Annotated in this window: 25 protein-coding genes; 13 read left to right on the forward strand and 12 right to left on the reverse strand. The window is 64.4% G+C overall.

What is annotated here, in order from left to right; genetic code table 11:
* Positions 1 to 295: 295 nt before the first annotated feature.
* Complete coding sequence (locus tag ACYVKQ_RS20920) at positions 296 to 847, reverse strand: hypothetical protein (RefSeq protein ID WP_460677312.1); 552 nt, start codon at positions 845 to 847, stop codon at positions 296 to 298.
* A 511-nt stretch (positions 848 to 1,358) separates the two neighbouring features.
* Here ACYVKQ_RS20920 and ACYVKQ_RS20925 point away from each other — a divergent pair.
* Positions 1,359 to 1,619: a hypothetical protein gene (locus ACYVKQ_RS20925; protein ID WP_460677313.1), complete on the forward strand. Its 261-nt coding sequence runs from the start codon at positions 1,359 to 1,361 to the stop codon at positions 1,617 to 1,619.
* Between the two features lie 81 nt (positions 1,620 to 1,700).
* A complete protein-coding gene (locus tag ACYVKQ_RS20930; RefSeq protein WP_460677345.1) occupies positions 1,701 to 3,770 on the forward strand; it encodes a glucuronyl esterase domain-containing protein in 2,070 nt (689 codons plus the stop codon).
* Between the two features lie 159 nt (positions 3,771 to 3,929).
* Here the strand turns inward: ACYVKQ_RS20930 and ACYVKQ_RS20935 are convergent, their stop codons facing one another.
* Together ACYVKQ_RS20935 and ACYVKQ_RS20940 are read right to left on the reverse strand one after the other, a co-directional pair.
* Positions 3,930 to 4,364, reverse strand: coding sequence for a BLUF domain-containing protein (locus ACYVKQ_RS20935; RefSeq protein WP_460677314.1), 435 nt, complete (start codon positions 4,362 to 4,364; stop codon positions 3,930 to 3,932).
* Positions 4,365 to 4,679: 315 nt separating this feature from the next.
* The gene (locus tag ACYVKQ_RS20940; protein WP_460677315.1) at positions 4,680 to 4,859 is read right to left on the reverse strand and encodes a hypothetical protein; all 180 of its coding nucleotides are present in this window, start codon (positions 4,857 to 4,859) and stop codon (positions 4,680 to 4,682) included.
* A gap of 184 nt (positions 4,860 to 5,043) precedes the next feature.
* Here ACYVKQ_RS20940 and ACYVKQ_RS20945 point away from each other — a divergent pair, with 184 nt between their 5' ends.
* Entirely contained in the window at positions 5,044 to 5,685 is a 642-nt protein-coding gene (locus ACYVKQ_RS20945) for a flavin reductase family protein (RefSeq protein ID WP_460677316.1), read from the forward strand.
* A 79-nt stretch (positions 5,686 to 5,764) separates the two neighbouring features.
* Here ACYVKQ_RS20945 and ACYVKQ_RS20950 read toward each other — a convergent pair whose 3' ends face one another.
* Positions 5,765 to 6,481: a 3-ketoacyl-ACP reductase gene (locus tag ACYVKQ_RS20950; protein WP_460677317.1), complete on the reverse strand. Its 717-nt coding sequence runs from the start codon at positions 6,479 to 6,481 to the stop codon at positions 5,765 to 5,767.
* Between the two features lie 192 nt (positions 6,482 to 6,673).
* Between ACYVKQ_RS20950 and ACYVKQ_RS20955 the strand changes: the two genes are divergently transcribed.
* From ACYVKQ_RS20955 to ACYVKQ_RS20965, 3 genes are all read left to right on the forward strand, one after another.
* The gene (locus ACYVKQ_RS20955; protein WP_460677318.1) at positions 6,674 to 7,945 is read left to right on the forward strand and encodes a tetratricopeptide repeat protein; all 1,272 of its coding nucleotides are present in this window, start codon (positions 6,674 to 6,676) and stop codon (positions 7,943 to 7,945) included.
* Between the two features lie 638 nt (positions 7,946 to 8,583).
* Complete coding sequence (locus ACYVKQ_RS20960) at positions 8,584 to 9,873, forward strand: hypothetical protein (RefSeq protein ID WP_460677319.1); 1,290 nt, start codon at positions 8,584 to 8,586, stop codon at positions 9,871 to 9,873.
* Between the two features lie 152 nt (positions 9,874 to 10,025).
* Positions 10,026 to 11,840, forward strand: coding sequence for a DUF885 domain-containing protein (locus ACYVKQ_RS20965; protein ID WP_460677320.1), 1,815 nt, complete (start codon positions 10,026 to 10,028; stop codon positions 11,838 to 11,840).
* 836 nt (positions 11,841 to 12,676) lie between these two features.
* Here the strand turns inward: ACYVKQ_RS20965 and ACYVKQ_RS20970 are convergent.
* Entirely contained in the window at positions 12,677 to 13,186 is a 510-nt protein-coding gene (locus tag ACYVKQ_RS20970) for a hypothetical protein (protein ID WP_460677321.1), read from the reverse strand.
* 136 nt (positions 13,187 to 13,322) lie between these two features.
* On the opposite strand from ACYVKQ_RS20970, the gene ACYVKQ_RS20975 reads away from it, so the two are divergent.
* Positions 13,323 to 14,072: a Dph6-related ATP pyrophosphatase gene (locus ACYVKQ_RS20975; protein WP_460677322.1), complete on the forward strand. Its 750-nt coding sequence runs from the start codon at positions 13,323 to 13,325 to the stop codon at positions 14,070 to 14,072.
* Positions 14,073 to 14,159: 87 nt separating this feature from the next.
* Here the strand turns inward: ACYVKQ_RS20975 and ACYVKQ_RS20980 are convergent, their stop codons facing one another.
* The 4 genes from ACYVKQ_RS20980 to ACYVKQ_RS20995 all read right to left on the reverse strand — a co-directional run bounded on the left by ACYVKQ_RS20980 (position 14,160) and on the right by ACYVKQ_RS20995 (position 18,114).
* Positions 14,160 to 15,278, reverse strand: a complete 1,119-nt coding sequence (locus ACYVKQ_RS20980; protein ID WP_460677323.1) for an MBL fold metallo-hydrolase — start codon at positions 15,276 to 15,278, stop codon at positions 14,160 to 14,162.
* 38 nt (positions 15,279 to 15,316) lie between these two features.
* Complete coding sequence (locus ACYVKQ_RS20985) at positions 15,317 to 16,813, reverse strand: HTTM domain-containing protein (protein ID WP_460677324.1); 1,497 nt, start codon at positions 16,811 to 16,813, stop codon at positions 15,317 to 15,319.
* A gap of 137 nt (positions 16,814 to 16,950) precedes the next feature.
* Positions 16,951 to 17,544 (reverse strand): hypothetical protein, encoded by a 594-nt coding sequence (locus ACYVKQ_RS20990; RefSeq protein WP_460677325.1) that lies wholly within the window; start codon positions 17,542 to 17,544, stop codon positions 16,951 to 16,953.
* A gap of 246 nt (positions 17,545 to 17,790) precedes the next feature.
* On the reverse strand, positions 17,791 to 18,114 hold the full coding sequence (locus tag ACYVKQ_RS20995; protein WP_460677326.1) for a hypothetical protein: 324 nt from the start codon (positions 18,112 to 18,114) through the stop codon (positions 17,791 to 17,793).
* A 244-nt stretch (positions 18,115 to 18,358) separates the two neighbouring features.
* On the opposite strand from ACYVKQ_RS20995, the gene ACYVKQ_RS21000 reads away from it, so the two are divergent.
* A complete protein-coding gene (locus tag ACYVKQ_RS21000; RefSeq protein ID WP_460677327.1) occupies positions 18,359 to 18,763 on the forward strand; it encodes a thiol-disulfide oxidoreductase DCC family protein in 405 nt (134 codons plus the stop codon).
* A 36-nt stretch (positions 18,764 to 18,799) separates the two neighbouring features.
* Here ACYVKQ_RS21000 and ACYVKQ_RS21005 read toward each other — a convergent pair whose 3' ends face one another.
* Positions 18,800 to 19,273: a MarR family winged helix-turn-helix transcriptional regulator gene (locus ACYVKQ_RS21005; RefSeq protein WP_460677328.1), complete on the reverse strand. Its 474-nt coding sequence runs from the start codon at positions 19,271 to 19,273 to the stop codon at positions 18,800 to 18,802.
* Between the two features lie 145 nt (positions 19,274 to 19,418).
* Here ACYVKQ_RS21005 and ACYVKQ_RS21010 point away from each other — a divergent pair, with 145 nt between their 5' ends.
* The gene (locus ACYVKQ_RS21010; protein ID WP_460677329.1) at positions 19,419 to 20,420 is read left to right on the forward strand and encodes a zinc-binding dehydrogenase; all 1,002 of its coding nucleotides are present in this window, start codon (positions 19,419 to 19,421) and stop codon (positions 20,418 to 20,420) included.
* 116 nt (positions 20,421 to 20,536) lie between these two features.
* Complete coding sequence (locus ACYVKQ_RS21015) at positions 20,537 to 20,794, forward strand: hypothetical protein (RefSeq protein WP_460677330.1); 258 nt, start codon at positions 20,537 to 20,539, stop codon at positions 20,792 to 20,794.
* Positions 20,795 to 20,901: 107 nt separating this feature from the next.
* On the opposite strand, the gene ACYVKQ_RS21020 is transcribed toward ACYVKQ_RS21015, so the two are convergent.
* Positions 20,902 to 22,335, reverse strand: coding sequence for an FAD/NAD(P)-binding protein (locus ACYVKQ_RS21020; RefSeq protein ID WP_460677331.1), 1,434 nt, complete (start codon positions 22,333 to 22,335; stop codon positions 20,902 to 20,904).
* Between the two features lie 105 nt (positions 22,336 to 22,440).
* Complete coding sequence (gene rfaD, locus ACYVKQ_RS21025; RefSeq protein ID WP_460677332.1) at positions 22,441 to 23,406, reverse strand: ADP-glyceromanno-heptose 6-epimerase; 966 nt, start codon at positions 23,404 to 23,406, stop codon at positions 22,441 to 22,443.
* Positions 23,407 to 23,755: 349 nt separating this feature from the next.
* Between rfaD and ACYVKQ_RS21030 the strand changes: the two genes are divergently transcribed.
* From ACYVKQ_RS21030 to ACYVKQ_RS21040, 3 genes are read left to right on the forward strand one after another with little or no spacing between them, the layout of a single operon-like run.
* Positions 23,756 to 24,595: a bestrophin family protein gene (locus ACYVKQ_RS21030; protein ID WP_460677333.1), complete on the forward strand. Its 840-nt coding sequence runs from the start codon at positions 23,756 to 23,758 to the stop codon at positions 24,593 to 24,595.
* A 34-nt stretch (positions 24,596 to 24,629) separates the two neighbouring features.
* Positions 24,630 to 25,523, forward strand: coding sequence for an ABC transporter substrate-binding protein (locus ACYVKQ_RS21035; RefSeq protein WP_460677334.1), 894 nt, complete (start codon positions 24,630 to 24,632; stop codon positions 25,521 to 25,523).
* Positions 25,520 to 26,524, forward strand: coding sequence for a FecCD family ABC transporter permease (locus tag ACYVKQ_RS21040; RefSeq protein ID WP_460677335.1), 1,005 nt, complete (start codon positions 25,520 to 25,522; stop codon positions 26,522 to 26,524). The genes ACYVKQ_RS21035 and ACYVKQ_RS21040 overlap by 4 nt, the downstream gene beginning before the upstream one ends.
* The last annotated feature ends 29 nt before the right edge of the window (positions 26,525 to 26,553 follow it).

Below are 26,553 nucleotides of genomic sequence, written 5' to 3' on the forward strand. Positions count from 1 at the left end.
CTTGCATCTACATGCTTACGCAGTGTCTCCACTAGCAGCTACACCGTTCTCGAATCCGCTATAGGTGGCATGGCTGGCTGCCCAGGCTTTTGGCAGTGTGCCGGTAAGCACGGGTCACTCCGAGTCAATAAGCGCCTGGCCGCCGCATTGGCGGTGTACTAATGCAATTCGGGGCGCTTAAACCATTTATTCTGTTGGGTTGTCCGTCGACGATTTGGAAAGCGCTGCCACAACGGAAAGTCAGCTGCACCGGAACTGATACGCACCAAAAATGGGCGGGGCAGATCAAATGGCCTTACCATATAACCCCGCCTTTGTGGTAGTGCAGCGGAATATTGTGTAGGGGCAGGGTGGCAGATTGGCCATTGCGGTCTACCGCGTAGATCAGGAAGCTACCCCGTAAAGCCTGGCTGGTCTTCTCCAGCGGAAGGCGGGCGGGCGTGGCGCCGCGAATCCGGTACCGATCGAGCAGGAAAGGCCCCCATTGCTGATAGGGAACAGGGCGCACCTTCCCCTTGCGAAAAGGCAACGTTCCCGCCGCCAGCAGTTGGTTCTCAGGCGTCCGAATCTGATACCGGATGGAATCGACTTGTCGATGCTCCACCAGGGTGGTGGTGAAGACCAGGCTTATTTGATACTTCCTGGAGCCTATTTCCCACAGTACCAAGGGAAGCGGCAGCGGAAAGGTCTTCTGGTGGACTTCAAGCTGAAGCGTCGGCTGTGTTGCCCGTTCGGCTTCCAGGGGGCGGTGCACGTGGCCCCAGGAGTCAGGACGGATATGGGCCACACATCCGCTACTAAACGCGGCGAGCAGCCAGGTACATGCGTGCAACAGACGGAGGCTCATGGAGCTAAAGTAGCGCGTGCCGGGTAAATGGATTATTCTGCGGATGAAGTGTTCCGCGAGCTGAGGTGGCATAGCCGGTCAAGAGGCTGCGGGCAAACTGGCCATTTGCTGGACCGTCAGGAATACAAACGTTTGCGGAAACGGTTGCGGTACTTTCATTTATCCGCGATGCGAAGCGACTGTAGTTTCGTTTCGGTAGGCTGCTATATTCCTTTATAAACCGGCTTTAACCCGCGCCAAAGACTGCAGTGGTGGTAAAGCATTACTAGGTGGTGTGGGTGCTGAAAATTGTACTGTAGCTGTAGGGTAGCCGGGATTTTCGACCGCTGCTGCTCTTGCCAGCACTACTACCCGGCGCGCTTTGCCAAGGGCCGCTATTACTCGTTTTTGTTCCGCTTCAATCCTTTGCCCTGCCTATGGCGCTCTAGATCTGCTGCCTCCGCCTCGCCCACGCGCTTTGCAGTGGGCCTTACCGTTCCGCTTTTGCTTCCAACCCATTCATTCCCAACCCATGAACATCAAATCTACTCTGCTGGCCCTGGGCCTAAGCTTTGTCAGTCTGGGCCTTGCGGCGCAGATACCCCTCGTGTACACCTCCGAAAACACGGGCGGAAGCTGCACCGCGCCGGCCCTACCCGCCTTTGGGCAGCTGCCCGCCGTGGAGCCGCTCACCGACCCGTTTATGCGGTCCAACAACTCGGGCCGCTCCACCAGCTTCAGCGACTGGGAGTGCCGCCGCAATGAAATCAAGGCGGAAATTGAGAACTACTAAATCGGCACCAAGCCGCCGCGGCCCCAGAATATCACGGCCAGCTACGCGGCCGGCACCACACCCAACACCGGCACGTTGACAGTGGTGGTGACGGAAAACGGGCAGACGCTCACCCTGACCTCGGAAGTGGTGCTGCCCGCCAGCGGTACCGGGCCGTTTCCGGCCGTCATCGGCATGAACAGCGCCACGGGCAGCATCCCGGCGGCGGTGTTTACCAGCCGCAACGTAGCCACTATCCGCTTCAACCACAACCAGGTCACGACCTATTCCAATCCGCAGGCCACCGACCCCTTCTACCGCCTGTACCCCGCGCAGACGCTGGCCAACTCCGGCCAGTACAGCGCCTGGGCCTGGGGGGTGAGCCGCCTGATCGACGGGCTGGAGCTGGTGCAAAGCACGCTGCCCATCAACCTGCGGCGCATCGGCGTGACGGGCTGCTCTTACGCCGGCAAAATGGCCCTGTTCTCCGGCGCCTTCGACGAGCGGATTGCCCTGACCATTGCCCAGGAGTCGGGTGGGGGCGGGGCCCCGGCCTGGCGCGTGTCCGAAACGCTGGGCGCGGTGGAGAAGCTCGGTGCCACCGACTACCGCTGGTTCCGCGACGACATGCAGCAGTTTCAGGGCACCAACGTGAGCAAGCTGCCCCACGACCACCACGAGCTGATGGCCATGATTGCGCCGCGCGCCCTGCTGGTGACCGGCAACACCGACTTTGAGTGGCTGGCCAACCCCTCGGCCTACGTGTCGGCCCGGGCCGCGCACGTGGTTTGGAACACCTTCGGCATCGGCGACCGGTTCGGCTTCTACATCGACGGGGGCCACGGCCACTGCGCCGTGCCGGCCACCCAAACGCCGGCCGTGGAAGCCTTCGTGGAGAAGTTTCTGCTGGGCAACACGGCCGCCAACACCAACATCACCGTGCACCCGTACCCGCAGCTGGACTACCAGCGCTGGTACCGCTGGTGGGGTACCAATACCCCCACGCTGCCCGCCGAGCCGCTGGGCAAGCGCTACTGGCTGGAAGCCGAGTGCGCCGCCGTGGGCGCGGGCTGGGAGGTAGTAGCCGATACTTCGGCCGCCAACGGCTCCTACGTGAAGGTGCGCAGCGGCCTGAGCAGCCCCACCACCGCCCCCACGGCCGCTTCGGCCTTCCTGGAAATGCCCTTCACGGCCGATAGCGCCGCCACTTACAATTTCCTGGCCCGCCTGAACGTGCCCGCGACGGAGGAGTACGGCTATTGGGTGAAAATCGACAACGGACCTTTCCAGGCCGTGACCAGCCAGCTGGCCACCAACCCTGGCTTCGAAAACGGCCTGACCGGCTGGACGACGCTGAACACCAACGGCGCCACCATCACGGCCAACGCCGTGGCCTCGGAAGCCCGCAGCGGCACCGGCTCGATGAAAGTGGTGAACCCGACGGCCCAGCCCGGCAACCAGTGGCGCGTGCAGGTCAGCAGCGCGGCTTTCCCCACTACCATTGGCAAGCAGTACATCATTTCGTACTGGGTGCGCGCCGCCAACGCGGGCGGTTCCATCCGGCTTTCCACCGGCCCCAGCAGCGCCCAGTACCAGGGCGACCAGGCCATTGGCACGGCCTGGCAGCAGGTCAGCTGGACCATCACGGCTTCGCTGGCCTCCACCACCTTCCTGTTTGACATGGGGCAGGTGGCCAATACCTACTACATCGACGATGTGAGCGTGAAGGAAGTGGGCTCGGCCGGCTGGCGCTGGACCAAGCTGCGGGAGGCTGCCCTGACGGTGGGGCCGCACACGCTCACCATTGCCTACAACGCCGCCGGCAACGCCCAACTGGATAAAATGGTGGTAGCTACTTCCACTGCGGCCATTGCGGGCAAAGGCGCCGCCGCCACCAACTGCCGCCCTACGGCCACCCGCCCCGGCCGCGGCCGCAGCACCATGGAGGTGTACCCCAACCCGGCCGCCGACCAGATTACCGTCAAGCTCGGCGCCAACGCGGCCCACGTGCGGCGCATCGAGGTGGTCGACGTGGTCGGCCGGGTGCAGGCCCGCTTGGACGTCGACAAGCAATCTGTGCTCAGCATCCCGCGCGGGCAGCTGAAGCCGGGCGTGTACTTGCTCCGTTTTCACGGCGACACCACCGAAGCCCAGCGCATCGTGCTGCAGTAAGCTTTAGTGTCTGCTGACGCGCGGGCACCATGACGCCAACGGCCCGCCGGGAAGCTCCCGGCGGGCCGTTGTGCGTTTGGAGTGTTCGGGGCTGGCTCACCTTTGTGGACAGTAAGTAAAAAGACTTAAAAGGCCCTTTGCAGCTGCTGTCCACAGACCTTAGCTGCCGCCGGGGTAGTCGTCGGGTAGCACGAAGTAGCGCAGGGCCTCCAGGCGCAGCACGTCTTCGTCGCTGAAGCGGCCGGGCGGCAGGGCCCAGGCCTGCAGCGGAATGTAACCGGCGGCGTAGGCCAGCTCGTCGATTTCGTGTTCCCAGAAGGCCATGTGCCACTGCGCGAAGCGGCGGTGCGGAATGGGCTCGTCGGCCAGCTTCACCACGCCGTGGTGGCGCGGGTCCAGCTCTATCTGCTCGTAGAGGAAATGCACGGCGGCCTCCTCGCCTTCGAGAATCTGGGTGATGCGGCCCTCGTGGTAAAGCAGGATACCGGTGACGTGGTAGCGGGCGTTGCGCAGGCGCGCTTGCCGCAGCAGCTGTTGCAGTTCGGCCGTGGCCAGGGCCTGGGTAGCGGTGCTGACGTAAATAATCTGATGCATGAACGGGCTAAGACCCGCTGCAATACGGCTGAGCCGTAATCCGGGTTAGCCACGGGCCGCCCGACAGATGCCCACCGGACGGTCCGCGCAGCCGGTAATCGCCCGGTTGCGGCCGGGCCGGCTCGCCGCTGGCTCGGCCCGGTCTGCCTGCGTCAGGGCCTCGGCCTCAGCGGGTGCGGCGACGGGCGCCGTCACGCGCTTCGGCTCTTGCTCAGCAAAGGCCGCGCTGAAACCGATGACAGGCTACCGCCGCCATACGCGCAAAAAAGCCCGGCCGGCGGCGGTCGGGCTTATCATGCGAGGGTGGCGGCGGGGCTAGCACCAGCGGCCGGCCGAGCGGGGCTGCGAGGCGGGCTGGGTGCGGTCGGGCTCGGGCTCCTGGCCGGGCTGCTGCGAGCGGCGCGGCCGGGGTGAGCGGAGCGGATCGGTGGGCCGTGCCGGGGGCAAGCCCTGGTGCGCGGCGGGGGGAATGGGCGAGGCAGCTTGCTTGATCATGGCGGTAAGAGGAATGCAGGAGTTCGGAATGCCCCGGTGGTGGCCGGGCGCCTCCCCTATACGCAGACGTGGCGGCTTGGGCTACAAATTGTTGCGCGAAATTTCGGGGCTTTTGCCAGCGCACCGACCGGCGGCGTTCAAACATTGCCTGCCGCCTGCGGGTAGTGCTCCAAACCTCTGGCTTATGCACCACCTCACCGCCGCCGACCTGGCCGGCTTTGAACGCCTCTACCGGCTCAACCTCGTCAACGCGCTCAGCGGCTACAAACCGGCCAACCTCGTGGGCACGGCCGCGGCCGGCGGGGCTACCAACCTGGCCATTTTCAGCTCGGCCCTGCACCTGGGCTCCGATCCGGCCCTGCTCGGCCTCGTGACCCGGCCCGCCACGGTGCCGCGCCACACCTACGAAAACCTGCGCGCCACGGGCTGCTACACGCTCAACCACGTGCACGCCGGCTTCATCGCCCAAGCGCATTACACCTCCGCCAACTTTCCGGCCGGGGAATCGGAGTTCGAGGCCTGCGGGCTCACGGCCGTCTTCCGCGACGAATTTCCCGCCCCGTACGTGGCCGAAAGCCGCCTGAGCATCGGGCTGCGCCTGGCCGAGGAGCTGCCCATCAAAGCCAACGGCACGGTGCTGCTGATCGGGACCGTGGAGCACGTGTACGTGGAGGCGGCGGCCCTGCGCCCCGACGGCACCCTCGACTTGGCCTTGCTCCAAGACGTGTGCGTGTCGGGCCTCGACGGCTACCACGAGGTGGGCCCGCCGGTGCGTTTTGCCTACGCCCGCGCCGGGCACGGCCCGCAGCGGATGAAGGAAGAATGAGGACGGAAGAAGGACGAAGAGGCCGCGCGAAGTCGCCGGGCCTGTCGTCCTTCTTCCGTCCTCATTCTTCCTTACCTTCTTACGGGTTCGTGCTCCACAGGCCGGCTTCCTTGAGGAACACGCGGCGGTTCAGCTTGAGCTGGGCAATGATCAGCTCGGCCAGATCTTCGGGCTGCATCACCTTCTCGGGGTTGCCGTCGGTGAGCTTGAGCTCAGCCGCGAGGGGCGTGGCCACGGTGCTCGGCGTGAGGGCCGACACGCGGATGTTGTGCTTGCGCACCTCCTGCATCAGCGACTCCGACAGGCCCAGCACCGCAAACTTCGAGGCGCTGTAGGCGCTGGTGACGGCCGCGCCGGTTTTGCCGGCCGTGGAGCTGATGTTGATGATGTCGCCCTGCTGCCGCTCAATCATCTGCGGGAGCACGGCGCGGGTGGTGAAGTACACGCCGAGCACGTTTACGCGCAGGATGTTTTCCCAGGCCTCAGGCTCCAGCTCCAGAAACTTGCCGAAGGCCGCCGTGCCGGCGTTGTTGATCAGGATGTCGAGCGGGCCGAGCTGCTGCTGTACCTGGGCCACGGCCGCTTCCACGGCGGCACGGTCGGCCACATCGGCCGTGACCACGGCGGTTTTCACGCCCAGGGCTTCGATTTCCTGCGCCACTTCGCGCAGCTGCTCGGTGCTGCGGGCCAGCAGGCCCACGTTGACGCCCTCGTGGGCCAGTGCCAGCGCCACGGCGCGCCCGATGCCTTTGCCTGCGCCCGTCACGAGGGCATTTTTACCGCTGATGGATTCCATGTACGAAAAAGGGGAGGATGAACGAAAGTCTGTATAACCCCGATCCGGCCGCCGGGTTTGGCGCTTTGGCACCGTTTGTGACGCAAGCTCGGCCGTAATGCAGCCGGAAAGGTGCTGGCCGCGTATGTTAGCTGCGCTGAACCGGCCGGTGGCCCTTGCGCGTTGTGCCGTTGCTGGCCGATTTGCTTCCCTATGCTTCTGATTTCACGCCCCGCGGGGCTATTTGCGCAGTTGTTGTTGCTAAGCCTGGGTTTGCTGGCCCGCTCCGCGTGGGGGCAGCAAACCGCCGACACCACGCGGCAGCCGCCGGTGCGCAACATCCAGCTGGAGAACGTGGAAGTACTGCCCGACGCGCTCAACACCAAGAACTGGCTGCTGCTCGACAAGGACATGCAGCTGGAGCTCGACGGGGCCGTGCACAACCTCTACGACTTCAAGTTCGACCGGGCCGAAAAGCAGTTTCGCTCCTTGCGCCGCCGCTACCCCGAGCACCCCATGTCGTACTTCCTGCTGGGCCTGAGCCAGTGGTGGAAGATCGTGCCCAGCAACGTGCAGACCAAGCTCTACGACAAGCCCTTCTTCGCCTACATGGACACGGCCATCACCAAGGCCGAAACCCAGTTCCGGGCCGACAACCAGAACTACGAAGCCTGTTTTTTCCTCTCGGCCGCCTACGGGTTTGCGGCCCGGCTGCACGCCGAGCGGAAAAACTGGACCAAGGCCACCCTTTACAGCAAGGAGGCGCTGAACTACCTCGCCAAAAGCCAGGAAGCCAACGGCCTGAGCCCGGAGTTCCTGTTCGGGCAGGCGCTGATGAACTACTACGCGCCCTGGATTTCGGATAACTACCCGCTGCTGCGGCCGGTGCTGCTGTTTTTCCCCCGCGGCAATAAAAAGCTGGGCCTGCAGCAGCTGCGCAACGTGGCCGACAACGGTTTTTACACGGCCCCGGAGGCGCGGTTCTTCCTGATGAAGATCCTCTACAACGACGAAAACGACCCGGCCGCCGCGCTGCCCGTGGCCCGGCAGCTGGTGGCCACCTACCCCGACAATGCCTACTTCCAGCGCTTCTGCGCCCTGGTGACCTACAACCGCGGCGAGTACGACGAGTGCGAGAAGCTCAGCCGCGACATCCTCGACAAGCTGAACCGCGGCCTGCCCGGCTACGAGGCCATCAGCGGCCGCTACGCCACCTACTTCCTGGGCTGGCTCTACGAAAACCGCTACGACGACCCCCTGCGCGCCCAGGATTACTACCAGCGCTGCATCGTGTTTGCCGAAAGCACCGGCGAAACCGGCCCCGGCTTCTACGTGCTGGCCCACCACCACCTGGCCCGCCTCGCCGCCGACCGCCAGGACGTGGCTACCGCGCGGCGCTACTACGCGGTAGTGGAAGACAAATCGGACCGCAAATCGGCTGAGTACCGCGAAGCCCGCGAGTACCTGCGCCACCACAAAAAGTAACCCCTCGCCTCGGCCGGCCGGCCTGGTTGCTGTTGCGCAGCGTCTGCGCCGCCCATGGCTGCTGCCCGGGCTGGTGCTAAGGCTTTGGACCCCGGCCAGCGCCGCGATAGTGGACGCGCCGCCGCCAAACAAGCGGGGCACGGGCCACGCCCTGAGCGGGTACGAGCTGCCGCATGCGGTAAGCAATGCTTGAAAAAGCGGGACCCTCCCGCGTGTGCCCGCACGGGCTCTGCCCCGCAGATGTTGGGGGGCGCCCCGTGCCTTTAGGCAGCCGGCTGCGAGTCCACCGGCAAGTGCTCATGCGCTGATTGTGTTTGGTATTATAGCTGGTTTATTTGCTGTTGTAGCAATTTATTCCAGAAATGAATTGGGACTAACTCAATTCGGGCAATTGAATTATTGTAGTTGAGCTTAGGCCCGCAGAACCTTTGTTTTCGGGGCTGTTGGACAGGGTTTGGCCTGAAAGACAATGTCTTGTTGAGCTGCATACATGTAGTTCTTAGAATATTGTAATAGAAATATTCTTACAAATTTTTTTATCCTTCTGCTTTCGTACCTCGTAACAAGGCCCGGAATGAACCTTGACCCTTCTTTCTCTATGCAGCACCTCGACGCCACACTTTTTTCCATGCAAGTCCATGAACTCGACCATACTCACTTTTGCCTGCTCAGCGCTGACGCTGGCAGCTGTTGTTTCCGCTCAGGCCCAGACCATTTACACTTCCCGTGCGGCTGGGGGTGACTGGAGCGCTTCCAGTACCTGGGACGTAAGCGGTGACCCCAGTCCCAACCCGGTGCCGACCAATAGAACCGGACAAAATGGCCTGGAAGCCAGCAATAATGTTATCATCATTACTTCGCCCGTTGTGCTCGACGTCGACTACTCCGTGAGCGGCGACAACGGCAAGCTCACCATCCAAGCCGGCGGCTCGCTCACCGACGGCACCAGCCCCAACAACCTGAGTTTTGGGGAACTGCAGGGCGCCGACGTTGTGCGGCTGGACCTCGACGGCACGCTGGACGTGTACAGCCTCAGCTTCCTGAAAGCCGACGCCGACGTGAGTGCCACGGCCGAGCTGAGCACCAACTGCAACCTGACCCTGGAAAACCAGTCGGACCTCACGATTGCGCAGGGGGGCACCGTCGCCATCGATGGCAACCTGGTGCTGCGGCAGGGCAACCCCACCATTTCCGGCACTGGCTTGCTCTCCATCAGCGGCTGCGTGCTCACCACCAACAACGGCTCACTAAACGGCCTGTTCGGGCCCAACCTGCGCGTTTGCGTGCAGGGCCAGGCCAATAGCTGCGCCACCGAAGGACTCAGCTGCAACACCCGCGTGCAGGAGGCCATTGCCATCGATGCCTGCCGCACGGCCCCGCTACCGGTAGAGCTGATCAGCTTCACGGCCCGCCTACTGGGCAAGCAGGTGCAGCTGAACTGGGCTACGGCCCTGGAGAAAGACGCTGATTCCTTTGTGGTAGAGCGCTCCGCCAACGGCAAAGAGTTTGAGGCCGTAACCACGCTGCGCGCCGCCGGCAACTCCACCACCCGCCGCGAGTACAGCTACCTCGACCCAGCCGTGCGCCCGGGCCTGACGTACTACCGCCTGAAGCAGATTGACCGCGACGGCACGTTTACCCACTCGCAGGTGGTGACGGTGCAGTCGGGCGAGGTGGCGCAGCAGCTGGAAGCCTACGGGACGCTCGCCGGCCTGACGGTGGAAATGCGGACCAGCGGCGCGGCGCGCGCCTTCCGCGTGATGGACAGCATGGGCCGCGTGGTGCACAGCGAGATGCTGCCCGAAGGCGCCACCGGCTTGGTTACCCGCCAGATTCCGTTGCGCCAGCGCACCAGCGGGGTGTACATCGTGCAGGCCATTACCACCGATGGCACCGTGAGCAAGAAGCTGTTTTTGCAGCAGGAGTAGCCTGCCACTTCCCCTAAACGCAACGCCCGCGGAGCCCTGCTTCGCGGGCGTTTTGCGTGAGGAGCCGTCGGAATAAAATAGCATTGCAGCCGGGCAAATGCGGCAAAACCCACTTAGTTTTAGTGCGCGCATTTGTACTCCCTATTCCCCACATGACCAGACGAACCCTTGCCGCCAGCGCGCTGGCCGGCGCCCTGCTGATGGGCTGCTCGCAGCAGGCCACCACCACCGAAACCCAGACCGGGACTTCGCCCAACGCCGCGGGCACCGCCGAGGCAAAAGACCTCGCCACGGTGCTCGACCAGTACTGGGAGGAAAACGCCAAGCTCTTTCCGCTGAACGCTACTGCCAACGGCGACAACCGCTACAACGACCAACTGCCCAACGACGGGACCGTGGCTTTCCGCGAGCAGCTGCGCCAGTACTACCAGAAATACCTGGACCAGCTCGGGCAGTTCGACCGCGAAAAACTTTCGGAAAACGACCGGATCAGCTACGACATCTTCAAGTACGACCTGCAGATGAACCTGGAGGGGCTGAAGCTGAACGCCTGGATGATTCCGTTTCAGCAGTTCTGGGGGCTGCCGCTGAGCATGGGCCAATTCGGTGCCGGCCAGAGCATCCAGCCCTTCAAAACGGCCGAAGACTACGACAACTGGCTGGGCCGCGTGCGGGGCTTCTCGGTGTGGGCCGATACGGCCATCAGCAACTTCCGCCGCGGCATGCGCGCGGGCGTGGTACTGCCCAAGCCGCTGGTGCAGAAGATAATTCCGCAGATGCAGAAGATGGTGGTAACCGACCCCACGAAGAGCGACTTTTACGGCCCGATCAAGGCTTTGCCGGCCAGCCTGCCGGCCGAGGAAAAGCAGCGCATCACGGCGGCGTACCGCACGGCCATCATGAACGAGCTGGTGCCCACGTACCGCCGCCTGGCGGCTTTCCTGAAGGACGAGTACGAGCCTGCGGCCCGCACCAGCACCGGCATTTCGGCTATTCCGAACGGCCCGGCCATTTACCGCTACTACGTGCGCAACTGGACGACCACCGAGAAGACCGAGGAGGAAATCTACCAGACCGGGCTGGCGGAGGTGAAGCGCATCCGCGCCGAGATGGAGCGCGTCAAAGCGCAGGTGGGCTTCAAGGGCGACCTGAACGCGTTCTTCAACTACATGCGCACCAACAAGCGTTTCACGCCTTACAAGACCGACGAGCAGGTGCTGGACGCCTTCCGCGCCATTCAGGCCCGCATCACGCCCAACCTGGCCAAGCTGTTTGGCCGCACGCCCAAGACGCCGTTTGAAATCCGCCAGACCGAGGAGTTCCGCGAGGCCAGCGCCTCGGCGGAGTACCAGCCCGGCACGCCCGACGGCTCCCGCCCCGGTATTTTCTACGTGCCCATCATCAAGGCCACGGAATTCCGCACGACCTCGGGCATGGAGTCCTTGTTTTTGCACGAAGCCATTCCGGGCCACCACTACCAGACTTCGCTGCAGCAGGAAAACACCGCGCTGCCCAAGTTTCGCCGCTTTGCCTGGTACGGCGCCATGGGCGAAGGCTGGGCCCTGTACACCGAGAGCCTGGGCAAGGAGCTGGGCCTCTACACCGACCCGTACCAGTACATGGGCGCGCTCGGCGACGAGATTCACCGCGCCATCCGCCTCGTCGTCGACGTGGGCATGCACACCAAGGGCATGACGCGCGAGCAGGCCATCAAGTACATGATGGACAACGAAGCCATTGACGAGCAGGGCGCCACGGCCGAAATCGAGCGGTACATGGCTATTCCGGGCCAGGCCCTTTCGTACAAGATCGGGCAGCTCAAGATTCAGGAGCTACGCCGCAAGTACGAGCAGCAGCTGGGCGCCAAGTTCAAGATTCAGGACTTCCACGACGAGCTGCTCAAGGATGGGGTGATGCCTCTGGCCGTATTGGAGCGCAAAATGGACGCCTGGGCGGCCCGGCAATAATAAAAATTGCAGCACAGGTTCGCCTTGCAAGAGCACGGCCCCGCTACCGGAAGGTGGCGGGGCCGTGCTCTTGCAAGGCTGATGCCGTCGTCGGACGCCCGATCAGTCTTTACTGCTCAGCACCCGCTTCCGGCGTGCGCGGGAAGCGGGCGTGGCGGCCGTAGCGGTAGCGGTGGTATTGCCCGTTGTAAACGGGACGGGGGCCGAAGCCGCGCTATCCGGCGCGGCTGGCTGCGGGTAGCGCGAATACTGCGCGGGACGGGAAGGTGGCGTAGTAATCATGGGAGTAGGAGTGTTTTCTGGCTTTTACGGGCCATTCCCGGGGAGTTTACCCGGATTTTGACGCCGGTCAACACGGATTTTGGGATGCGTATCGCTCCGTATTTGCCCCGTAACTTCCGCCACCAGCGGGGCTAAAAAGCCGTCAGCCCCCGGCATTGCCGGGGGCTGACGCAATAGCACAACTGATAAGCAGTAGGTAGTGGAGCCTGCGTTACCGCCGGTGGTGCCCGAGGAGTTGTCGTAGCCGCTGGAGGTAAGGGCAGGAGTAGTCACCAGTGCTACCCCAGCATCAGTGGAAGCCAGGGCTTACGCATGGCGTAACGAGTTTAAGGTTGAACGATGAGGTGGAGCACGTCATGCCCTTATAGGTGTATCATGCTGACTTTGAGTTTGGCGTTTTTAGCGTTTATAAAATAAGACTGATGTTCATGGCTTTGATCCGTCTTTGGGCTGAAATGGATTCCGGAGTTATGACCGGATTCTGAGCGAGCCGACCATAAAAAACGCCTTCGCAGGTGACTGCGAAGGCGCTGACTGTCCAGTCGATTAAAGGACTAGTTCTGGGCGTTGTTATTGCGGCGTTTGGGCTGCTCCGCCTGGCTGGGGGCCGTGCCCGTCTGCGAGCGGCTGGCCGCGTTGGCGTCGGTCTGGCGCGGAATGTTGTTCAGCGTGCCCCGGCCTTCCCCGGTGCCGGTAGCCGGCCCGCGGGTGGTACCGGGCACTTCCGTATCGGTGGTACCGCGGTTCGTCAGGCTGCGGCCGCTGGTGGTGCTGCTGCCATCGGTGGTGCCGCTTTCGGTGTATTTGGAGGTGTTTGGGTCGCCGCCGGCTTGCATGCTCACGGCTTCGGCCGTGGAGCGGGCCAGGGAGCCGGTGCCCACGGGGCGGTAGGCCTTGCCGCCGCCCGATACGCTGTCGCGCTCCATATCTACACGCGTAGCGCGCGGGGCGGAGGCAAAGGAGTCGTTGTTGGTGCGGTCAACGCCGGGGCTTAAGGAATTGTCGCAGGCAGCCAGCGGCAGCAAAAGCAGCGCGGCGCCCAGCACGCGGGAGGAAGAGAACATAGCAGATGTCGGGTTTTGGAATGAATGAGGGTTGCGCGTGCAGGGGTATACGCGCGCTGCCGCCCAAATGGCTAACTGCGGGCGGTGCGCCGGTTCGTAAACCGCATCTTTGTGCTTCACCTCACCCGATGCTGCCATGGCCGAACCCGCCGTCATGAGCTGGAGCGGGGGCAAGGACTCGGCCCTGTGCCTGTACCACGCCCTGCGCGACCCGCTGCTGCGCCCCGCGCACCTGCTGACCACGCTCAACGAGCACCACCGCCGCGTGGCCATGCACGGCGTGCGCGCCGAGCTGCTGGAAGCCCAGGCCGAGCGCATCGGCCTGCCGCTGGCCCCGGTGTGGCTGCCCGAAATGCCCGCCATGGACGTGTACGAGCAGCGCATGAGCGCCGCGCTGCAGGCACTGGCGGCCCAAGGGGTACGCACCAGCATCTTCGGCGACCTGCACCTGGCGGACCTGCGCGCCTACCGCGAACAACAACTGGCCCGACTAGGCTGGCGCGCGGCCTTTCCTCTCTGGCACAAGCCGGCGGCGGAGGTGCTGGCCGAGTTTTTCGACCTGGGGTTTCGCGCCATCGTCGTCTGCGTCAGCGAGCAGCACCTGGACGCGAGCTTCTGCGGCCGCGAGCTGGACCGCGACTTTATCCGCGACCTGCCGCGCACCGTGGATAGCTGCGGCGAAAACGGCGAGTACCACAGCTTCGTGTACGATGCGCCTTACTTCAGCCGTCCCATCGCCCTGGAGCGCGGCGAGCGGGTGCGCCGCACGTATCAGCCCACACCAGCCGCCGCCGACTCGCAGGCCGACTGTTACCACCCGGAACCGGACCCGTTCAGCGCCGCCTTCTGGTACTGCGACCTGCTGCCGGCGGGCAGTGGAAGTTAGTCTTCACGCTGGTCGGTGAAAAAACCGGCCGCCTGGCCTCCTGATCCAGAATCAGGAAGCCAGGCGGCCGGTTTTCTTATTTGTGCTTTACAGGTTTTGCGGCCCTTCGTACCAGCCGCTGATTTCCTCGGGCGGCGTAAACGGGTCGATGTCGGTAGCGCGGCCGGTGGCCGGCTGGTCAAGGTGGTGCTGCCGGTTGCGCTGCTTGCGGTAGCGCTTGTGCGCCTTGCGCGCCCCGTTGCGCTGGTTCAGCCAGATGCCCATACCCAGCCCGATGGTGGCGGCGAGGCCGCCGATAATCCAGGGGGTGCGCGGGTTGATGACGGGCGGCGGCACTGCCCGCACGCCGTTTTCGTCGGCAATGGCGGGGTCGGGCACGTAGCGGCCCTGCGCCGGCACGGCCAGCTCGCGGAAGTGCTGCGCCAGCTCCGTCAGCTCCTGCTCCAGGGCGGCGCCGCGCATGGGAATGCCGTGGCCGGTAGCCGCCACGGCGGGCTGCAGGCGGGCCAGCCGCTCCACCGAAAGGCGCGCGGCCTCCCAGTCGCAGGTGAAGTACTTGGGTGGGCCGTGCACTTCCTGCCGCTGCTCCCACACGGCCAGCGCCGATTCCTGCTTGGTGGTGACAAACGCGTCGCCGGCCAGCAGCACACGGTCCGACTCGCGGAAAAAGGCCACGTGCCCCGGCGTGTGGCCGGGCGTGAAGATCCAACGCCAGTCGGGCAACTCGGGTACCGAGCCGTCGGCGGGCAGCGCCTTGGCGCGGCTGCCCACATTGTAGGGGTGCTTCGGGTACAGCGCCGACATCCAGGCCATGGCGCCGCCCCCCACGGTGGGGTCGGGCGGGGGGTAGCTGGAGCGGCCCGTGAGGTAGGGCAGTTCCATGGGATGGGCGTACACGGGCACGTCCCAGTGCTCGGCCAGGCTTTCCAGGGCGCCGGCGTGGTCGAAGTGCCCGTGGGTCATGAGGATGGCCTCGGGGCGGGCGCCTTCGCCAAACAGCGACTCGGCGGCGTGGCGAATCTTGGCGGCGGCGCCGGGCAGGCCGGCATCCACCAGCACCCAGGGACCGGCGTTGTGGCCGTGGCGCACGAAAAACAGGTTGACGAAAACGTTGCGCAGCGCCCACACGCCGGGTGCCACGAACTGCAGTTCGGGCGTGGTGGCGCGGTTAGGCCGGGCGTTGAGCAGGTTCCATTGTTCGCTCATGGCACAAGGGGAAGAGGGTGGTTGGAATAAGGAGGCATTCAGGGCTGGCAGCTGCAGAGTACTTCGCGCGTCGGCCCGGCCACTTTGTAATCGGGCAGCGAGACTTCCTTCATGTACACGACGTCGAGCTGCTGCAGCGGGGCATTGCGCGGGTTCTGGTGCCAGATGCGCAGCTGGTAGTTGCAGTAGTACGCGCGCATCCAGTTGTTGTCGACGAAGAGGTAGTTTTCGGAGTATTTGCGCCACCGGTCGTTTTTGTGCAGCGCCATCACCGAGTACGGCTTCTGGTAGGTCACAGGTCGGCCGCCGCGGTAAAGGTCGAGCACGCGGCCGTCCTTGGTGCGGGCTTGGAGGATGTACCAGCCGTCATCCTTGAACACGGTAGGGGCGAACATGCCCCAGTGCTGATCGGTGCGGAACAGGTAGCCAAACCAGCGTACTGGTTCGCGCATGGTGTAGCGCTGGGGCGCGATGCCGTCAAGGTTCCACCAGATGGTGTAAGCGAGCAGCACGTACAGCACCGTGTCGCGCAGGACGGGCAACAGCCGGAAGTGGCGGTGCTGGCGCACGTGCGGGCGCCAGTCGGCCTGCACCTGCAGCTGCCAGGGCAGCTGCCACGGGGCCAGCCGCTGCCGCCAGCTGCCCAGGTAGCCCGAGCAGCGCTGCACGGGCGGGCCGAGCCGGCGCTCAAGCCAGTTCATGGCCGGCGTGGGCAGTAGGCCGAGCACCGACGAGAAGCTGATCAGGAAGAACAGGCCCACGAACAGCGTGAGGCTGATGCCGAGGTGAAAGCCCCAGATAGCCGCTACGAACAGCACCCGCCACACCGGCGTCGCTACCGGAATGAACAGCAGCACGGGCAGCAGCAGCTCGGTGTAGAAGGTGATGTGCGTGAGCACCTTCATCAGCTCGTAGTGCGGGTAGAGCAGCCGGCCGCCGGGCATCAGCACCTGGTCCAGGCTGAGGGCGTAGTAAATGGCCGTGCCCTCGGAGCGCCACTCCGGGCCGCTTTTCAGCAGGGCCGTGCACACGTACACCAGCGCAATCTGCACCACGTAGGCCACCGTGGCCGCGCTGCAATGGCTGTAGTGCTCGGGCGCCGGCCGGCCCTGCGCATCCCGCGACCATACCCGGCCCCAGGGCAGAAAAATGCCCCAGAACAGGAGCATCCGCAACAGGTCGTCGCCGCCCTGCGCAATCATCGGGTTGCGGTTCTGCACCGACACCAGCAGCACCCACGAGAGCACCGTCATCAGGCGGGTGCGCCAGCCCACGAGCAGTCCCAGCGCCACGGCCGCCGCCGTTAAGAACAGCAGCGCCTGCACCGCCCACAGCCCGCTCATGGTGTGAACGGAAAACTCGTAGGGATTCCAGGCGCGCTCGAACAGCACGTAGAGCGGCAGCACCCCCATGTTAGTATAGTGCGCCTCCAGATCAGTGCTGCGAATGGCCAAGTCGAGCAGCAACACCGCTGCTACGGCCATGCGCATCAGGGCCAGGGCCCGCACATCCACCACGAAAGGCCGCCGCAGCACGGCCAGCCAACGCCCCGCCCGGCTGCTCCGCGGCGGGGGCGGAGTCGGCAGAGGCGCAGAAAGGGCAACCTCCTCGGTGGGAAGTTGCCCTTGCGCCCGGTCAAGTAGTTCGGCCGAGGGTTGCAATGCCGGTGGTGCTAGTAGGTAGTCGAACCGGAGGTCGAACGGCCCGAAGTGGTCGAGCCCGACGTGGACGAGCTGCGGGTGCCGCTCTTCTTGGTTTTGGTGGCTTTGCGGCCCGAGGTGCTACGGCCGCTGCCGCTGCCGCTCGTGCTCATGCTGCCCGAACCCGAGGTGGTCGAGCCCGAGGTGGTGCCCATGGTGCTGCTGCCGCTCGTGGTACCCGAGGTAGTCCCGGAGGTCGTGCCCGACGTGGTGCCGGAGGTCGTGCCCATGGTCGAGGAGCCCGACGTAGTGCCGGAAGTCGTGCCCATCGTGGTCGAGCCGGTGGTGCCCGAAGTCGTGGTGCCCATGGTGGTGGTACCCGACGTAGTGCCCGAAGTCGAGGTACCCATCGTAGTCGAGCCCGACGTGGTGCCCATGGTAGTGGTGCCTGTTGTTGTGCCTACGGTGGTCGTGCCCGAGGTGCTGCGGCCGGCGGTGGTGCCGGTGGTACCCGCGGTAGTGCCCGAAGTGGAGCCGCCGGTGGTCGTCTGGGCCAGGCTGGCCGTGGAGCAGGCCGCGCTTAGCAGAATACCCAGGAACAGCGGCGAAGCAAATGACTTTTTCATGGTGTTAGAGTGTTTGAGGTTGTGGTAGGATGCTGGAAACAAGGGCGGCAACTAACAATAGGACTGCTGCCACTTCGGTGGTAAGCTGCCCTTAGTACGCAGGTTCACGGTTTGGGATAAGGTCGAGCTTGAAAACGGACCTCCGTCGGCGGGTAGAAAAAAAGGACAGCCACAACTGTGACGTCCTTTTTCTCCCTCCTCTTTCCAAATAGTGCACGCGTAGGTAATCAAGTAGAAGCCGAATGATTATTGGGTGGTCGAGCCTCCCGTCACGGCGCCGGTAGTGGCTTCGTTGGTGGTGGCTCCGGCCCCGGTCGAGCCTGCGGTGGTGCCGCCCGTCGAGCCCATGTCGCCGGAGGTGGTGCCGCTGGTGGTACTGGTGCCGCCCATGTCGCTGGCGGCAGTGTCGGAGCTCATGTCGGTGCCCGAGCCGCTCATGTCAGAGCCGGTGGTGGAGCCCGAAGCGTCGGCGCCCGTACCGGAGCCGGTGTTGCTGTCATTGCCGCAGGAGCCCAGCGTCAATAGCGCGCATAGAACTCCCGACATGCCTATCATGCGTGTGCGATTCATATATAGTTTGTTGGTTGTGAACTTGATTATGAGCGCGTTGCGGCAAGCGACACAAGGGGCTTATACGCCTGTTGACTGGCCTTAGCTGAATTTTTGCCAGAATTTTTTGTGCACATTTTTTGCAATTAGTAAGGTGTTGTCAGTCCCCTGCAGGGATGGCGCCACCCGCCGCTGCCCACTGCCTCCAACCAAACCGCCCGTCGTCGGTTGCGTACTGCTACCCGTCGCTCCGTTTTCTCGTGCTATGCAGGCAGGCTCTTCAGTTATTCTCTTCGATGGCGTGTGCAACCTCTGCCACGGGCTGGTGCAGTTCATCATCGACCGCGACCCGCAGGCGCGGTTTCGCTTTGCTTCCCTGCAGTCGGAAACGGGCCAGCGCCTGATGCCCGGCGGCGTCAACCCCGACCCGGAGAATCCGGATTCGGTGGTGTTGATCGAGGACGGCCAGGCTTACACGCACTCCACGGCTATTCTGCGCATCCTGCGGCATCTGGGCGGGGGCTGGCGCCTACTGGCCGCCGCCAGCGTGCTGCCGCGCTTCCTGCGCGACGCGGCCTACCGATTCGTGGCCCGCAACCGCTACCGGTGGTTTGGCAAGCAAAACGAGTGCTGGCTGCCTACGCCGGAGCTGAAAGCGCGCTTTTTATAGCTTTCGGCCGATGGGGGCGGCTGTTCGCCCTGGGCCTTAGGCAGCCGGCGCTTCGGCTCCGGGCGCGGCGGGCAGCAGGCCCTGCAAGGTCTTCACCAGCGCCGCCGCGTTGGGGCCGAAAAACTGCTGATCAAATTCCTCCAGGGCCCAAGCCGCGCGTACTACCGCCTTCAGGCCCGCCGGCGTGAGCATCAGGCTGCGGGCCCGCGCGTCCTGCTCGTGGGTGGGGCGCTGCAGCAGCCCTTTTTCCTCCAGCGTCCGCACGATCTTGCTGGTGGTCATCTTGTCGTAGTGCGCGTGCTGGGCCACGTGGGCCTGCGTCACGGGCTCGGGCTGCTGGCTGAGCCGCTGCACCGCCGCCAGCAGCAGAAACTGGCTGGGTGATAGGTTCATGGGCAACAACACCTGCGCCAAGCTCCGCTGCCAATGGGCGGTAACCTGCGCCAGCAGGTAGCCGGGGTTGTCGTTGGGGCCTTCGAAGGTGAAGAGCGGATCGGTTGGCAGGGCCATCGGAATTTTGCTAGGTTGCGCCCACTTGCCCAAGCGGCACAGGCTATTTCGTAAACGGTTCTAACGTAACCAGGTTTACTGTAGTTTGGTTTACTAAGCAAAAACTCGTTCTGCCGCTTTACTGCGGCTTTTTTTACTGTCCCCGATGAAAGCTTTAGTTCTTGACGGTATCGGCCAGCCACTGCAGCTGCGCGAAGTGCCCACACCACAGCCTCAGCCCGGGCAAGTGCTCGTGCGCCTCGAAGCCGCCGCCCTCAACCACCGCGACGTGTGGATTCAGCAGGGCCAGTACGCCGGGTTGCGCTTTCCCATTATCCTGGGTTCCGACGGCGCCGGCACCGTGGCCGAAGTAGGGGCCGACGTGGACGCGCAGCTGCTGGGCCAAGCGGTCCTGATCGACCCCGCCCAGAACTGGGGCGACAATCCGCGGGCGCAGGCGCGCAGCTTCAGCATTCTGGGCTTGCCGCAGGACGGCACGTTTGCTGAGTATGTGTGCGTGCCCGCTCGCAACGTGCACCCGCGCCCCGCGCACCTCTCGGCCGCGCAGGCCGCCGCGCTGCCCTTGGGCGGCGTCACGGCCTTCCGGGCCCTGTTCACGCGGGGGCGTCTGCAGGCCGGCGAGCGGGTGCTCATCACCGGCATCGGCGGCGGCGTGGCCCTGCTGGCGCTGCAGCTGGCCGTGGCGCGCGGCGCCGACGTGTGGGTGACCTCCGGCTCCGACGACAAAATCACGCGGGCCCAGGGCCTGGGCGCCCGCGGCGGCATCAGCTACCGCGAGGCCGGCTGGGGCAAGGCGTTGGTGCAACGGGCTGGCGGCCCCTTCGACCTGATTATCGACAGTGCCGCCGGGCCCGGGGTGGCGGAACTGCTGGAAGCCGCCGCGCCCGGCGGCCGCCTCGTGTTCTACGGCGGTACCACCGGCACCATGACCAACGTGCCGCCGCGTCACATCTTCTGGAAGCAGCTCGATGTGCTGGGCTCCACCATGGGCACCGAAGAGGATTTTGCCGGGCTGCTTACCCTGGTAAATGAGACGCAATTGTTACCCGTTACCGACGCGACGTTTGCCCTGGCTGACGGCGAACAGGCCATGCGCCGCATGGCCGAAGGGCAACAGTTTGGTAAGCTGATTCTGCAGATAAAATAGTTTGTAAGTTGTTAATAATCAGATGTAATAATTTTGTGGTTGAAGCCGGTTTAGGGAATGCTGATCCGACGTTTGGTGTTTTGAAACTGACACTTAACACGGCAAAGTCATCCTCTATGAAAGCACCTGCTGACTACCTCAACGTGCCGGTTTTTCACCTGACGTATCCTACCGGTGAAGACGCCGAAATGGTACCCGTCGTGACGTACGACGATGCCCTGCGCGCCGTAGAAACGGCCCTAGCCGATGCGGAACGCTACCGTTACCTGCTCATGCGCGCCCTGCGGCGCTCCCAAGAGACGGAGGTTCCCGCCGAGGCCCCGGCTATGTTCCCCGATACCGACGTTCGTCCCCTCTATCCGGCAGCAGCCTGATACGACTGCGACAACAAAAAAGCGGCCCCAACGGGGCCGCTTTTTTGTTGCCTGAATTGTACGCAGCGACTGATACGCAAGTGTCGGAGCCCTGGCCGCCTGCTGCATTATGTTAGCTGCTGCACGGTGCTGGTGGAAGGAGCTGAGTTGCCCGCGTGGCGCCGGGCCAGCACGGTTGCAAGGTCGGCCGCCTGCTTACGCAGTTCCGGTACCGCTGTCGACTCAAACCACAGCGGGCGTAGGCTCGGACCCAGCGTGAACAGGTACTCGGAGGTGCCGCCTGCAGCGTTGCGCAGGGCCCCGGTGGCGTCGGCGGCAATGCCGAGCCGCATTGCATCGGCCGTCAGCAGGCCGGCGCGGCGCAGGCTGGCTACCAGCGGGTCGTTGAGCTGTTGGTAATCCATCAACGGGCCGGTGCACAGCACCACGTGGTCGGCAACGAGCGTACGGTGGGCGCGGTGATGCCGCACCTGCACGGCCAGCTGAGCCGGTCCGTGCGGGGCCAGGTGCTGTACCCGGCCCTTGTGCACCTGCAGGCGTCCACTGGTGAGCAGTTCGGTCAGCACGGCTGCATTTTGCGGCGGATTGCGGTGGCGCATCGTCGACCAGAGCGTGGCCAGGTGGCGCATGAAGCGTTGCTGCTCGGCCAGCGGCCAGCTGGCCCAGATGTGGCCCAGGTCCGGCCGCAAAGCATCCAGCACGGCACGCCAGTCAAAGCCTTCCGCGGCGCCCAGGGCCAGCTGTTGGCGCACAACGCGCAGCACTTCCGCTACCGTGTGGTGGCCGGCTACGTGGCTCGCGTAGTAGTTGGGGTAAGGCACCACGGGTTGGGGGGCATGCGCCGCGGGCCAGCGGCCGTGCCGCGATACGGCCAGCAGCGGCCCGCGGTGCTGATCGGCGCGCAGGGCCATCAGTACATCGACGGCGGTAAGCCCCGTGCCGACCAGCAGCACCGAATCGTCGGGGCCGATGCCGCGCAGGGCGCCCGGTGCCCAGGGATTGGCATGGAAGCGCGGGTGCTGCGCGTAGCTGGTATCGGGCCGCACGGGCATGGCCGGCGGAAAATTACCGAGTGCCAGCACCAGCGTATCGGCGGGCAACTGCTGGCCATTTTCCAACTCCACGCGCACCGGCCCACCGTTCAAGGAGGGTTGAGCCGCTACCGCACGTGTCTGCAGCCACTGCAGGCGCACGTCGTTGGCCGTTGGGTTGGCCAGGGCCGGCTCCAGCAGGCTTTCGATGTAGCGCCCGTAGGTCTGGCGGGAGCAGAAGCCGTGCGGGCAGTCGCCGATGCCGCGGCGGCTCAGCCACTCCACGAAGTGGTTGGGCTCGTCCGGAAAGGCGCTCAGGCCACTGCTGCGCACGTTCAACAGCCACTCGGGGCGGTCGTTGCTGTAGGCGGTGCCGGGGCCCAGGTGCGGGCGCGGCTCCACAATTGTCACATCGAGCGGCCAGGGGCCGCCGGGCAGGCGCGTGAGCTGCAGGGCCAGCAGGCTGCCCGCTACTCCTCCGCCAATGATGACAATGCTGCGCCGCGACATGATGCGTGGGAATAAGCCCGGCCAGCCGGCGGGCAGTTAGTCCGAAAAAAGAGAAAAATCCGGACAAAGCACGCGGCAGTCAAAACAGGGGCGTGGCAAGTCGGGCTACAGGTACGCGCCCGGCAGCAAAAAGTCGCGCACGTACTCTTGAATCCCGTCTTCGAGGCGGGTGAACGGCCGCGCGTAGCCGATGCCGCGCAGCTTGCTCATATCGGCCTGGGTGAAATACTGATAAGTGTCGCGGATGTCCTCGGGCGTGTCCTTGAAGCTGATGTCGGCCGTCTTATCGAGGGCGGCGAAGGTATTCAGGGCCAGGTCGAGGAAAGTGCGGGCCTCGCCGGTCCCCAGGTTGTAGATGCCCGAGTTGCGGCGGTGATGCATCAGGAAAACGCACACGTCGGTCAGGTCGCGCACGTAGATAAAGTCACGCTTCTGCTCGCCGTCGGCGTACTCCGGGTTGTGCGAGCGGAACAGTTCCATGGTGCCGGTGCGCTGCACCTGCTGAAAGGTGTGGAATATCACCGAAGCCATGCGGCCCTTGTGGTATTCGTTGGGGCCGTACACGTTGAAAAACTTCAGTCCGGCCCAAAAAAACGGCTTTCCCGACTGCTGCACGGCCCAGTTGTCGAAGTCGTTCTTGGACTCGCCGTAGGGGTTCAGCGGCCGCAGCAGGGGCAGCAGGGCCTCGTCGTCGGAGTAGCCCAGGGCACCCGAGCCGTAAGTAGCGGCCGAGGAAGCGTACACCAGCGGCAGCTGGTAGCGCACGCACGCCTGCCACATCTGCTTGCTGTAGTTCAGGTTCAGCAGGTCAAATACGGCCACGTCCTGCTCGGCTGTATCGGTGCGGGCGCCGAGGTGGAAGATGAATTCCACTTCCTCGTGGTTTTTATCCAGCCAGTCGAAAAACTCGTTGCGGTCCACGTACTCGCGCAGGTGCTTGCCCTTCAGGTTGGCCAGCTTGCGCTCCACCGAGAAGTTGTCGACCACTACCACGTCGTTGAAGCCATCGGCGTTGAGCCGGCTCACCAGGCAGCTGCCAATAAAGCCCGCTGCGCCCGTCACGATAATCATATGCTCAGAGTTGGGTTCTGTGCTGCGAAGTACGCAGTTTCTCGGCGGCCGGGCGTAGCCGGTTTTGTTTTGAGCTTGAACACGCCCGCAACGTGCTCTATACCACGAATTGGGGAAAGGCTAATCTGTAGTTAATACCGATTTAATTCAACTTTAATGAGTGTTTGTCACATTGCAGTCGTATTGTCCCTGACTATGCCAAGTTGCCCAAACACGCCTTTACCGAGGAATTTCGGCGGTTGGACTCGGCAAAACGCTCACGTGCAGGCTGTATCATATGCTGATAGAAACCAAAATTCCGTTGCGTTATATCTTCCGCCAAGTGCGGTGGGACGTCGCTCGAGTAATCATGTTCTCCTTGCTTTTCCAGACGCTTAAGATGTACGTGGCCAGCTACCTGCCACCGGTGCCGGTGCAACTGCCCACCATTCTGGGCAGCTTTATTTCGCTGTTGCTGGCCTTCAACATGAACCAGTCGTACGACCGGTGGTGGGAAGCGCGTAAGGTCTGGGGCGCCATCGTGAACGATTCGCGCAGCCTGGTGCTGCAATTGCGCCAGTTCATCGACCCGAACCAGCTGCCCGGCGGGGCTGCTGGCACCCTGTTGCGGCGCCTGGGCCACCGCCAGATAGCGTGGTGCTACAGCCTGGGCAACAGCCTGCGCGGCCTCGACGCGCTGGCCGGCCTCGACAAGCTAGTCAGCCCGGATGAGCTGGCTTCTTTGGCTGATCAGCGCAACAAGCCTTTGGCTATGCTGCAGCTGCACACCGAAGATCTGAACACGCTCGCGCGCGAGGGCGCCATCAACTCCTACCAGCAGGTGCAGCTGGACGCTACGCTGGTGCGCCTGTGCGAAGCCATGGGGCAGGCCGAGCGCATAAAGAGCACGGTATTTCCGGTGACGTATCGGCTGTTCATCCACCTGTTCATTTACCTGTTTCTGATCATCCTCTCCCTTGGGCTGGTGGAGGAAGTGGGCCTGCTCGAAATACCAGCCCTGACGGTAGTCGCCTCGGTCTTCTTCCTGCTCGAAAAAACGGCCCGCTACCTGCAGGACCCGTTCAGCAACAAGCCCACCGATACCCCGGTGTCGGCCATTGCCCGCACCATCGAAATCAACGTGCGCCAGCTGTTGCGGGAGCCGCAGGTGCCGCAGCCGCATCAACCGGAGGCCTTCTACCTGATGTAGCAGGGGCGCGCTTCCCGGTTACCTTTGCCGCACCATGCGTCGACTCTTTTCCGCGCTGCTGCTGGCTCTAGGGGCGGCCGGCTGCTCCCAATCACCCGATTCGGCCCGCGAGCCGGCCCGCGCCCTTACGGTACAGGACGACCTGGGCCGCTCCATCACGCTGCCGTCGCCGCCCCGGCGCATCATGGCCCTGGCGGCCTCGATGACGGAAATGCTCTACGCCGTGGCCGATACCGCCACCATCGTAGGCCGCACCCAGGTGTGCGACTTCCCCGCCGCCGCGTTGCGCAAACCCGTCGTCAACAGCTACCCCCTGGATTTCGAAACGCTGGTGGCCCTGCACCCCGACGTGGTGTTCACCGTCGAGGGCATTACCAGCCCCGCGGATGCGGCCCGCCTGGAGCAGCTCGGCATTCCCGTCTACTACCAGCGCTACCAGCGGGTGGCCGACGTTTTCCGCGGCCTCCAGGACCTTGGCCGCCTGCTCGGCCGCGAACCGCAGGCCAAGCGCCTGGCCGATTCGCTGGCGCGGGAGCTGGGCCGCATTGCCGCCGATACCACTGGCCTGCGGCCGCGGGCCCTGGCCGTTATTTCGCCTGACCCCATCTACGCCTTCGGCCGCAATACGCTCTTTACCGATAAAATCCGCCTCGCCGGTGGCCAGAACGCGCTGGCCGAAACCTTTCCGCAGCCGTACCCCGCCCTGACGCGGGAATACATCCTGCGGCTGAATCCCGACGTGCTCATCGGCGGGCGTTTTGGTCAGATGGACAGCACCTTCTTCCGCATGTACCCCGAGCTGCGCCGCATCCGGGCCTACCAGACGCGGCAGGTGTACCGCGTGACCGGCGACCTGATGGACCGCCCCAGCCCCCGCGTGGTAGAATCGGTGCGCGAGTTGTACCGCCTGCTGCACCCCACTTCATGAGCCGCCGCGGGCCGCTGCTGTTTCTGGGCCTGGCCGTGGCGGCCGGCGCGCTGCTGCTCATCGGCCTGCGCCTGGGCAGTGTGCCCGGCGCCGATTACGCCACCTTCTGGCAGGCCCTGCAGCACTACGACGCCGACAATCCGGCGCACGTGGTGCTGGTGCAGCTGCGCCTGCCGCGCCTGATTCTGGCGCTGTTGGCCGGCGGGGGCCTGGCCTTGAGCGGCTACCTCATGCAGGCAATGGTCAACAACCCGCTGGCCGACCCTTACCTGCTCAGTACGGCCTCTGGGGCCTCCCTCGGCGCGCTGATCATCAACATTCTGCTGCCCACGGCCAGCGCCGTCACGCCCTGGCTGGTGCCCATTGGCTGCCTGGCGGGGGCAGTGGGCGCTACGTTGCTGGTCATCGGCATCGGTACGCGCCGCGGCCGGCTGGTGCCCGCGCAGCTGTTGCTGGCCGGCGTGGCACTGTCGTCGCTGCTGAATGCGCTGGGGGGCCTGATAACCTTCCGGGCCCAAACCGACTCGCAGCTGCGGGCGGCCATTTCTTGGGGGCTGGGCAGCCTGGAGCGCGCCGGCTGGCCGCTATTGGGTGGGCCGGCTGTGGCCGTGCTGCTCGGCATGGGGGCGGCCTGGCTGCTGCGGAATCACCTCAACGTGCTGCTGCTGGGGGAGGAGCGGGCCGCCGCGCTGGGCCTCGACGTGGGCCGCACGCGTTGGCTGCTGCTGCTGGCTTCGTCGGGTATCACGGCGGGGGTAGTGGCGTTGTGCGGGCCGCTGGGCTTCGTCGGGCTGATTGTGCCGCACGCCACGCGCGGGCTGCTGGGCGTCACGGGCCGGCTGAATGTGGCCTTCTGCGCCCTGCTAGGTGGCACCTTCCTGCTCGGCTGCGACCTGCTGGCCCGGGCGCTCAATCCGCCGGCGGGCTTGCCGGTGGGCTTGGTCACGGCCCTGTTCGGCGTACCGTTCTTCGTATATTTGCTGCGAAAAAAAGGGGCTTGAGGACGCAGACCAGGCCGGCGCGGCACGAC

The sequence above is a fragment of the Hymenobacter coalescens genome, from assembly GCF_054783195.1.

Bases quoted from the DNA above. Each gene is read 5' to 3' on its own strand.
- ACYVKQ_RS20920 (WP_460677312.1), bottom strand. From the start codon at position 847: ATGAGCCTCCGTCTGTTGCACGCATGTACCTGGCTGCTCGCCGCGTTT.
- rfaD (WP_460677332.1), bottom strand. From the start codon at position 23,406: ATGATTATCGTGACGGGCGCAGCGGGCTTTATTGGCAGCTGCCTGGTG.
- ACYVKQ_RS21040 (WP_460677335.1), top strand. From the start codon at position 25,520: ATGAGCCGCCGCGGGCCGCTGCTGTTTCTGGGCCTGGCCGTGGCGGCC.
- ACYVKQ_RS20980 (WP_460677323.1), bottom strand. From the start codon at position 15,278: ATGAGCGAACAATGGAACCTGCTCAACGCCCGGCCTAACCGCGCCACC.
- ACYVKQ_RS20955 (WP_460677318.1), top strand. From the start codon at position 6,674: ATGCTTCTGATTTCACGCCCCGCGGGGCTATTTGCGCAGTTGTTGTTG.
- ACYVKQ_RS21000 (WP_460677327.1), top strand. From the start codon at position 18,359: ATGCAGGCAGGCTCTTCAGTTATTCTCTTCGATGGCGTGTGCAACCTC.
- ACYVKQ_RS20925 (WP_460677313.1), top strand. From the start codon at position 1,359: ATGAACATCAAATCTACTCTGCTGGCCCTGGGCCTAAGCTTTGTCAGT.
- ACYVKQ_RS20975 (WP_460677322.1), top strand. From the start codon at position 13,323: ATGGCCGAACCCGCCGTCATGAGCTGGAGCGGGGGCAAGGACTCGGCC.
- ACYVKQ_RS21015 (WP_460677330.1), top strand. From the start codon at position 20,537: ATGAAAGCACCTGCTGACTACCTCAACGTGCCGGTTTTTCACCTGACG.
- ACYVKQ_RS20935 (WP_460677314.1), bottom strand. From the start codon at position 4,364: ATGCATCAGATTATTTACGTCAGCACCGCTACCCAGGCCCTGGCCACG.
- ACYVKQ_RS21005 (WP_460677328.1), bottom strand. From the start codon at position 19,273: ATGGCCCTGCCAACCGATCCGCTCTTCACCTTCGAAGGCCCCAACGAC.
- ACYVKQ_RS20990 (WP_460677325.1), bottom strand. From the start codon at position 17,544: ATGAAAAAGTCATTTGCTTCGCCGCTGTTCCTGGGTATTCTGCTAAGC.
- ACYVKQ_RS20960 (WP_460677319.1), top strand. From the start codon at position 8,584: ATGAACTCGACCATACTCACTTTTGCCTGCTCAGCGCTGACGCTGGCA.
- ACYVKQ_RS21030 (WP_460677333.1), top strand. From the start codon at position 23,756: ATGTTCTCCTTGCTTTTCCAGACGCTTAAGATGTACGTGGCCAGCTAC.
- ACYVKQ_RS21020 (WP_460677331.1), bottom strand. From the start codon at position 22,335: ATGTCGCGGCGCAGCATTGTCATCATTGGCGGAGGAGTAGCGGGCAGC.
- ACYVKQ_RS20970 (WP_460677321.1), bottom strand. From the start codon at position 13,186: ATGTTCTCTTCCTCCCGCGTGCTGGGCGCCGCGCTGCTTTTGCTGCCG.
- ACYVKQ_RS20995 (WP_460677326.1), bottom strand. From the start codon at position 18,114: ATGAATCGCACACGCATGATAGGCATGTCGGGAGTTCTATGCGCGCTA.
- ACYVKQ_RS21035 (WP_460677334.1), top strand. From the start codon at position 24,630: ATGCGTCGACTCTTTTCCGCGCTGCTGCTGGCTCTAGGGGCGGCCGGC.
- ACYVKQ_RS20945 (WP_460677316.1), top strand. From the start codon at position 5,044: ATGCACCACCTCACCGCCGCCGACCTGGCCGGCTTTGAACGCCTCTAC.
- ACYVKQ_RS20940 (WP_460677315.1), bottom strand. From the start codon at position 4,859: ATGATCAAGCAAGCTGCCTCGCCCATTCCCCCCGCCGCGCACCAGGGC.
- ACYVKQ_RS20965 (WP_460677320.1), top strand. From the start codon at position 10,026: ATGACCAGACGAACCCTTGCCGCCAGCGCGCTGGCCGGCGCCCTGCTG.
- ACYVKQ_RS21010 (WP_460677329.1), top strand. From the start codon at position 19,419: ATGAAAGCTTTAGTTCTTGACGGTATCGGCCAGCCACTGCAGCTGCGC.
- ACYVKQ_RS20950 (WP_460677317.1), bottom strand. From the start codon at position 6,481: ATGGAATCCATCAGCGGTAAAAATGCCCTCGTGACGGGCGCAGGCAAA.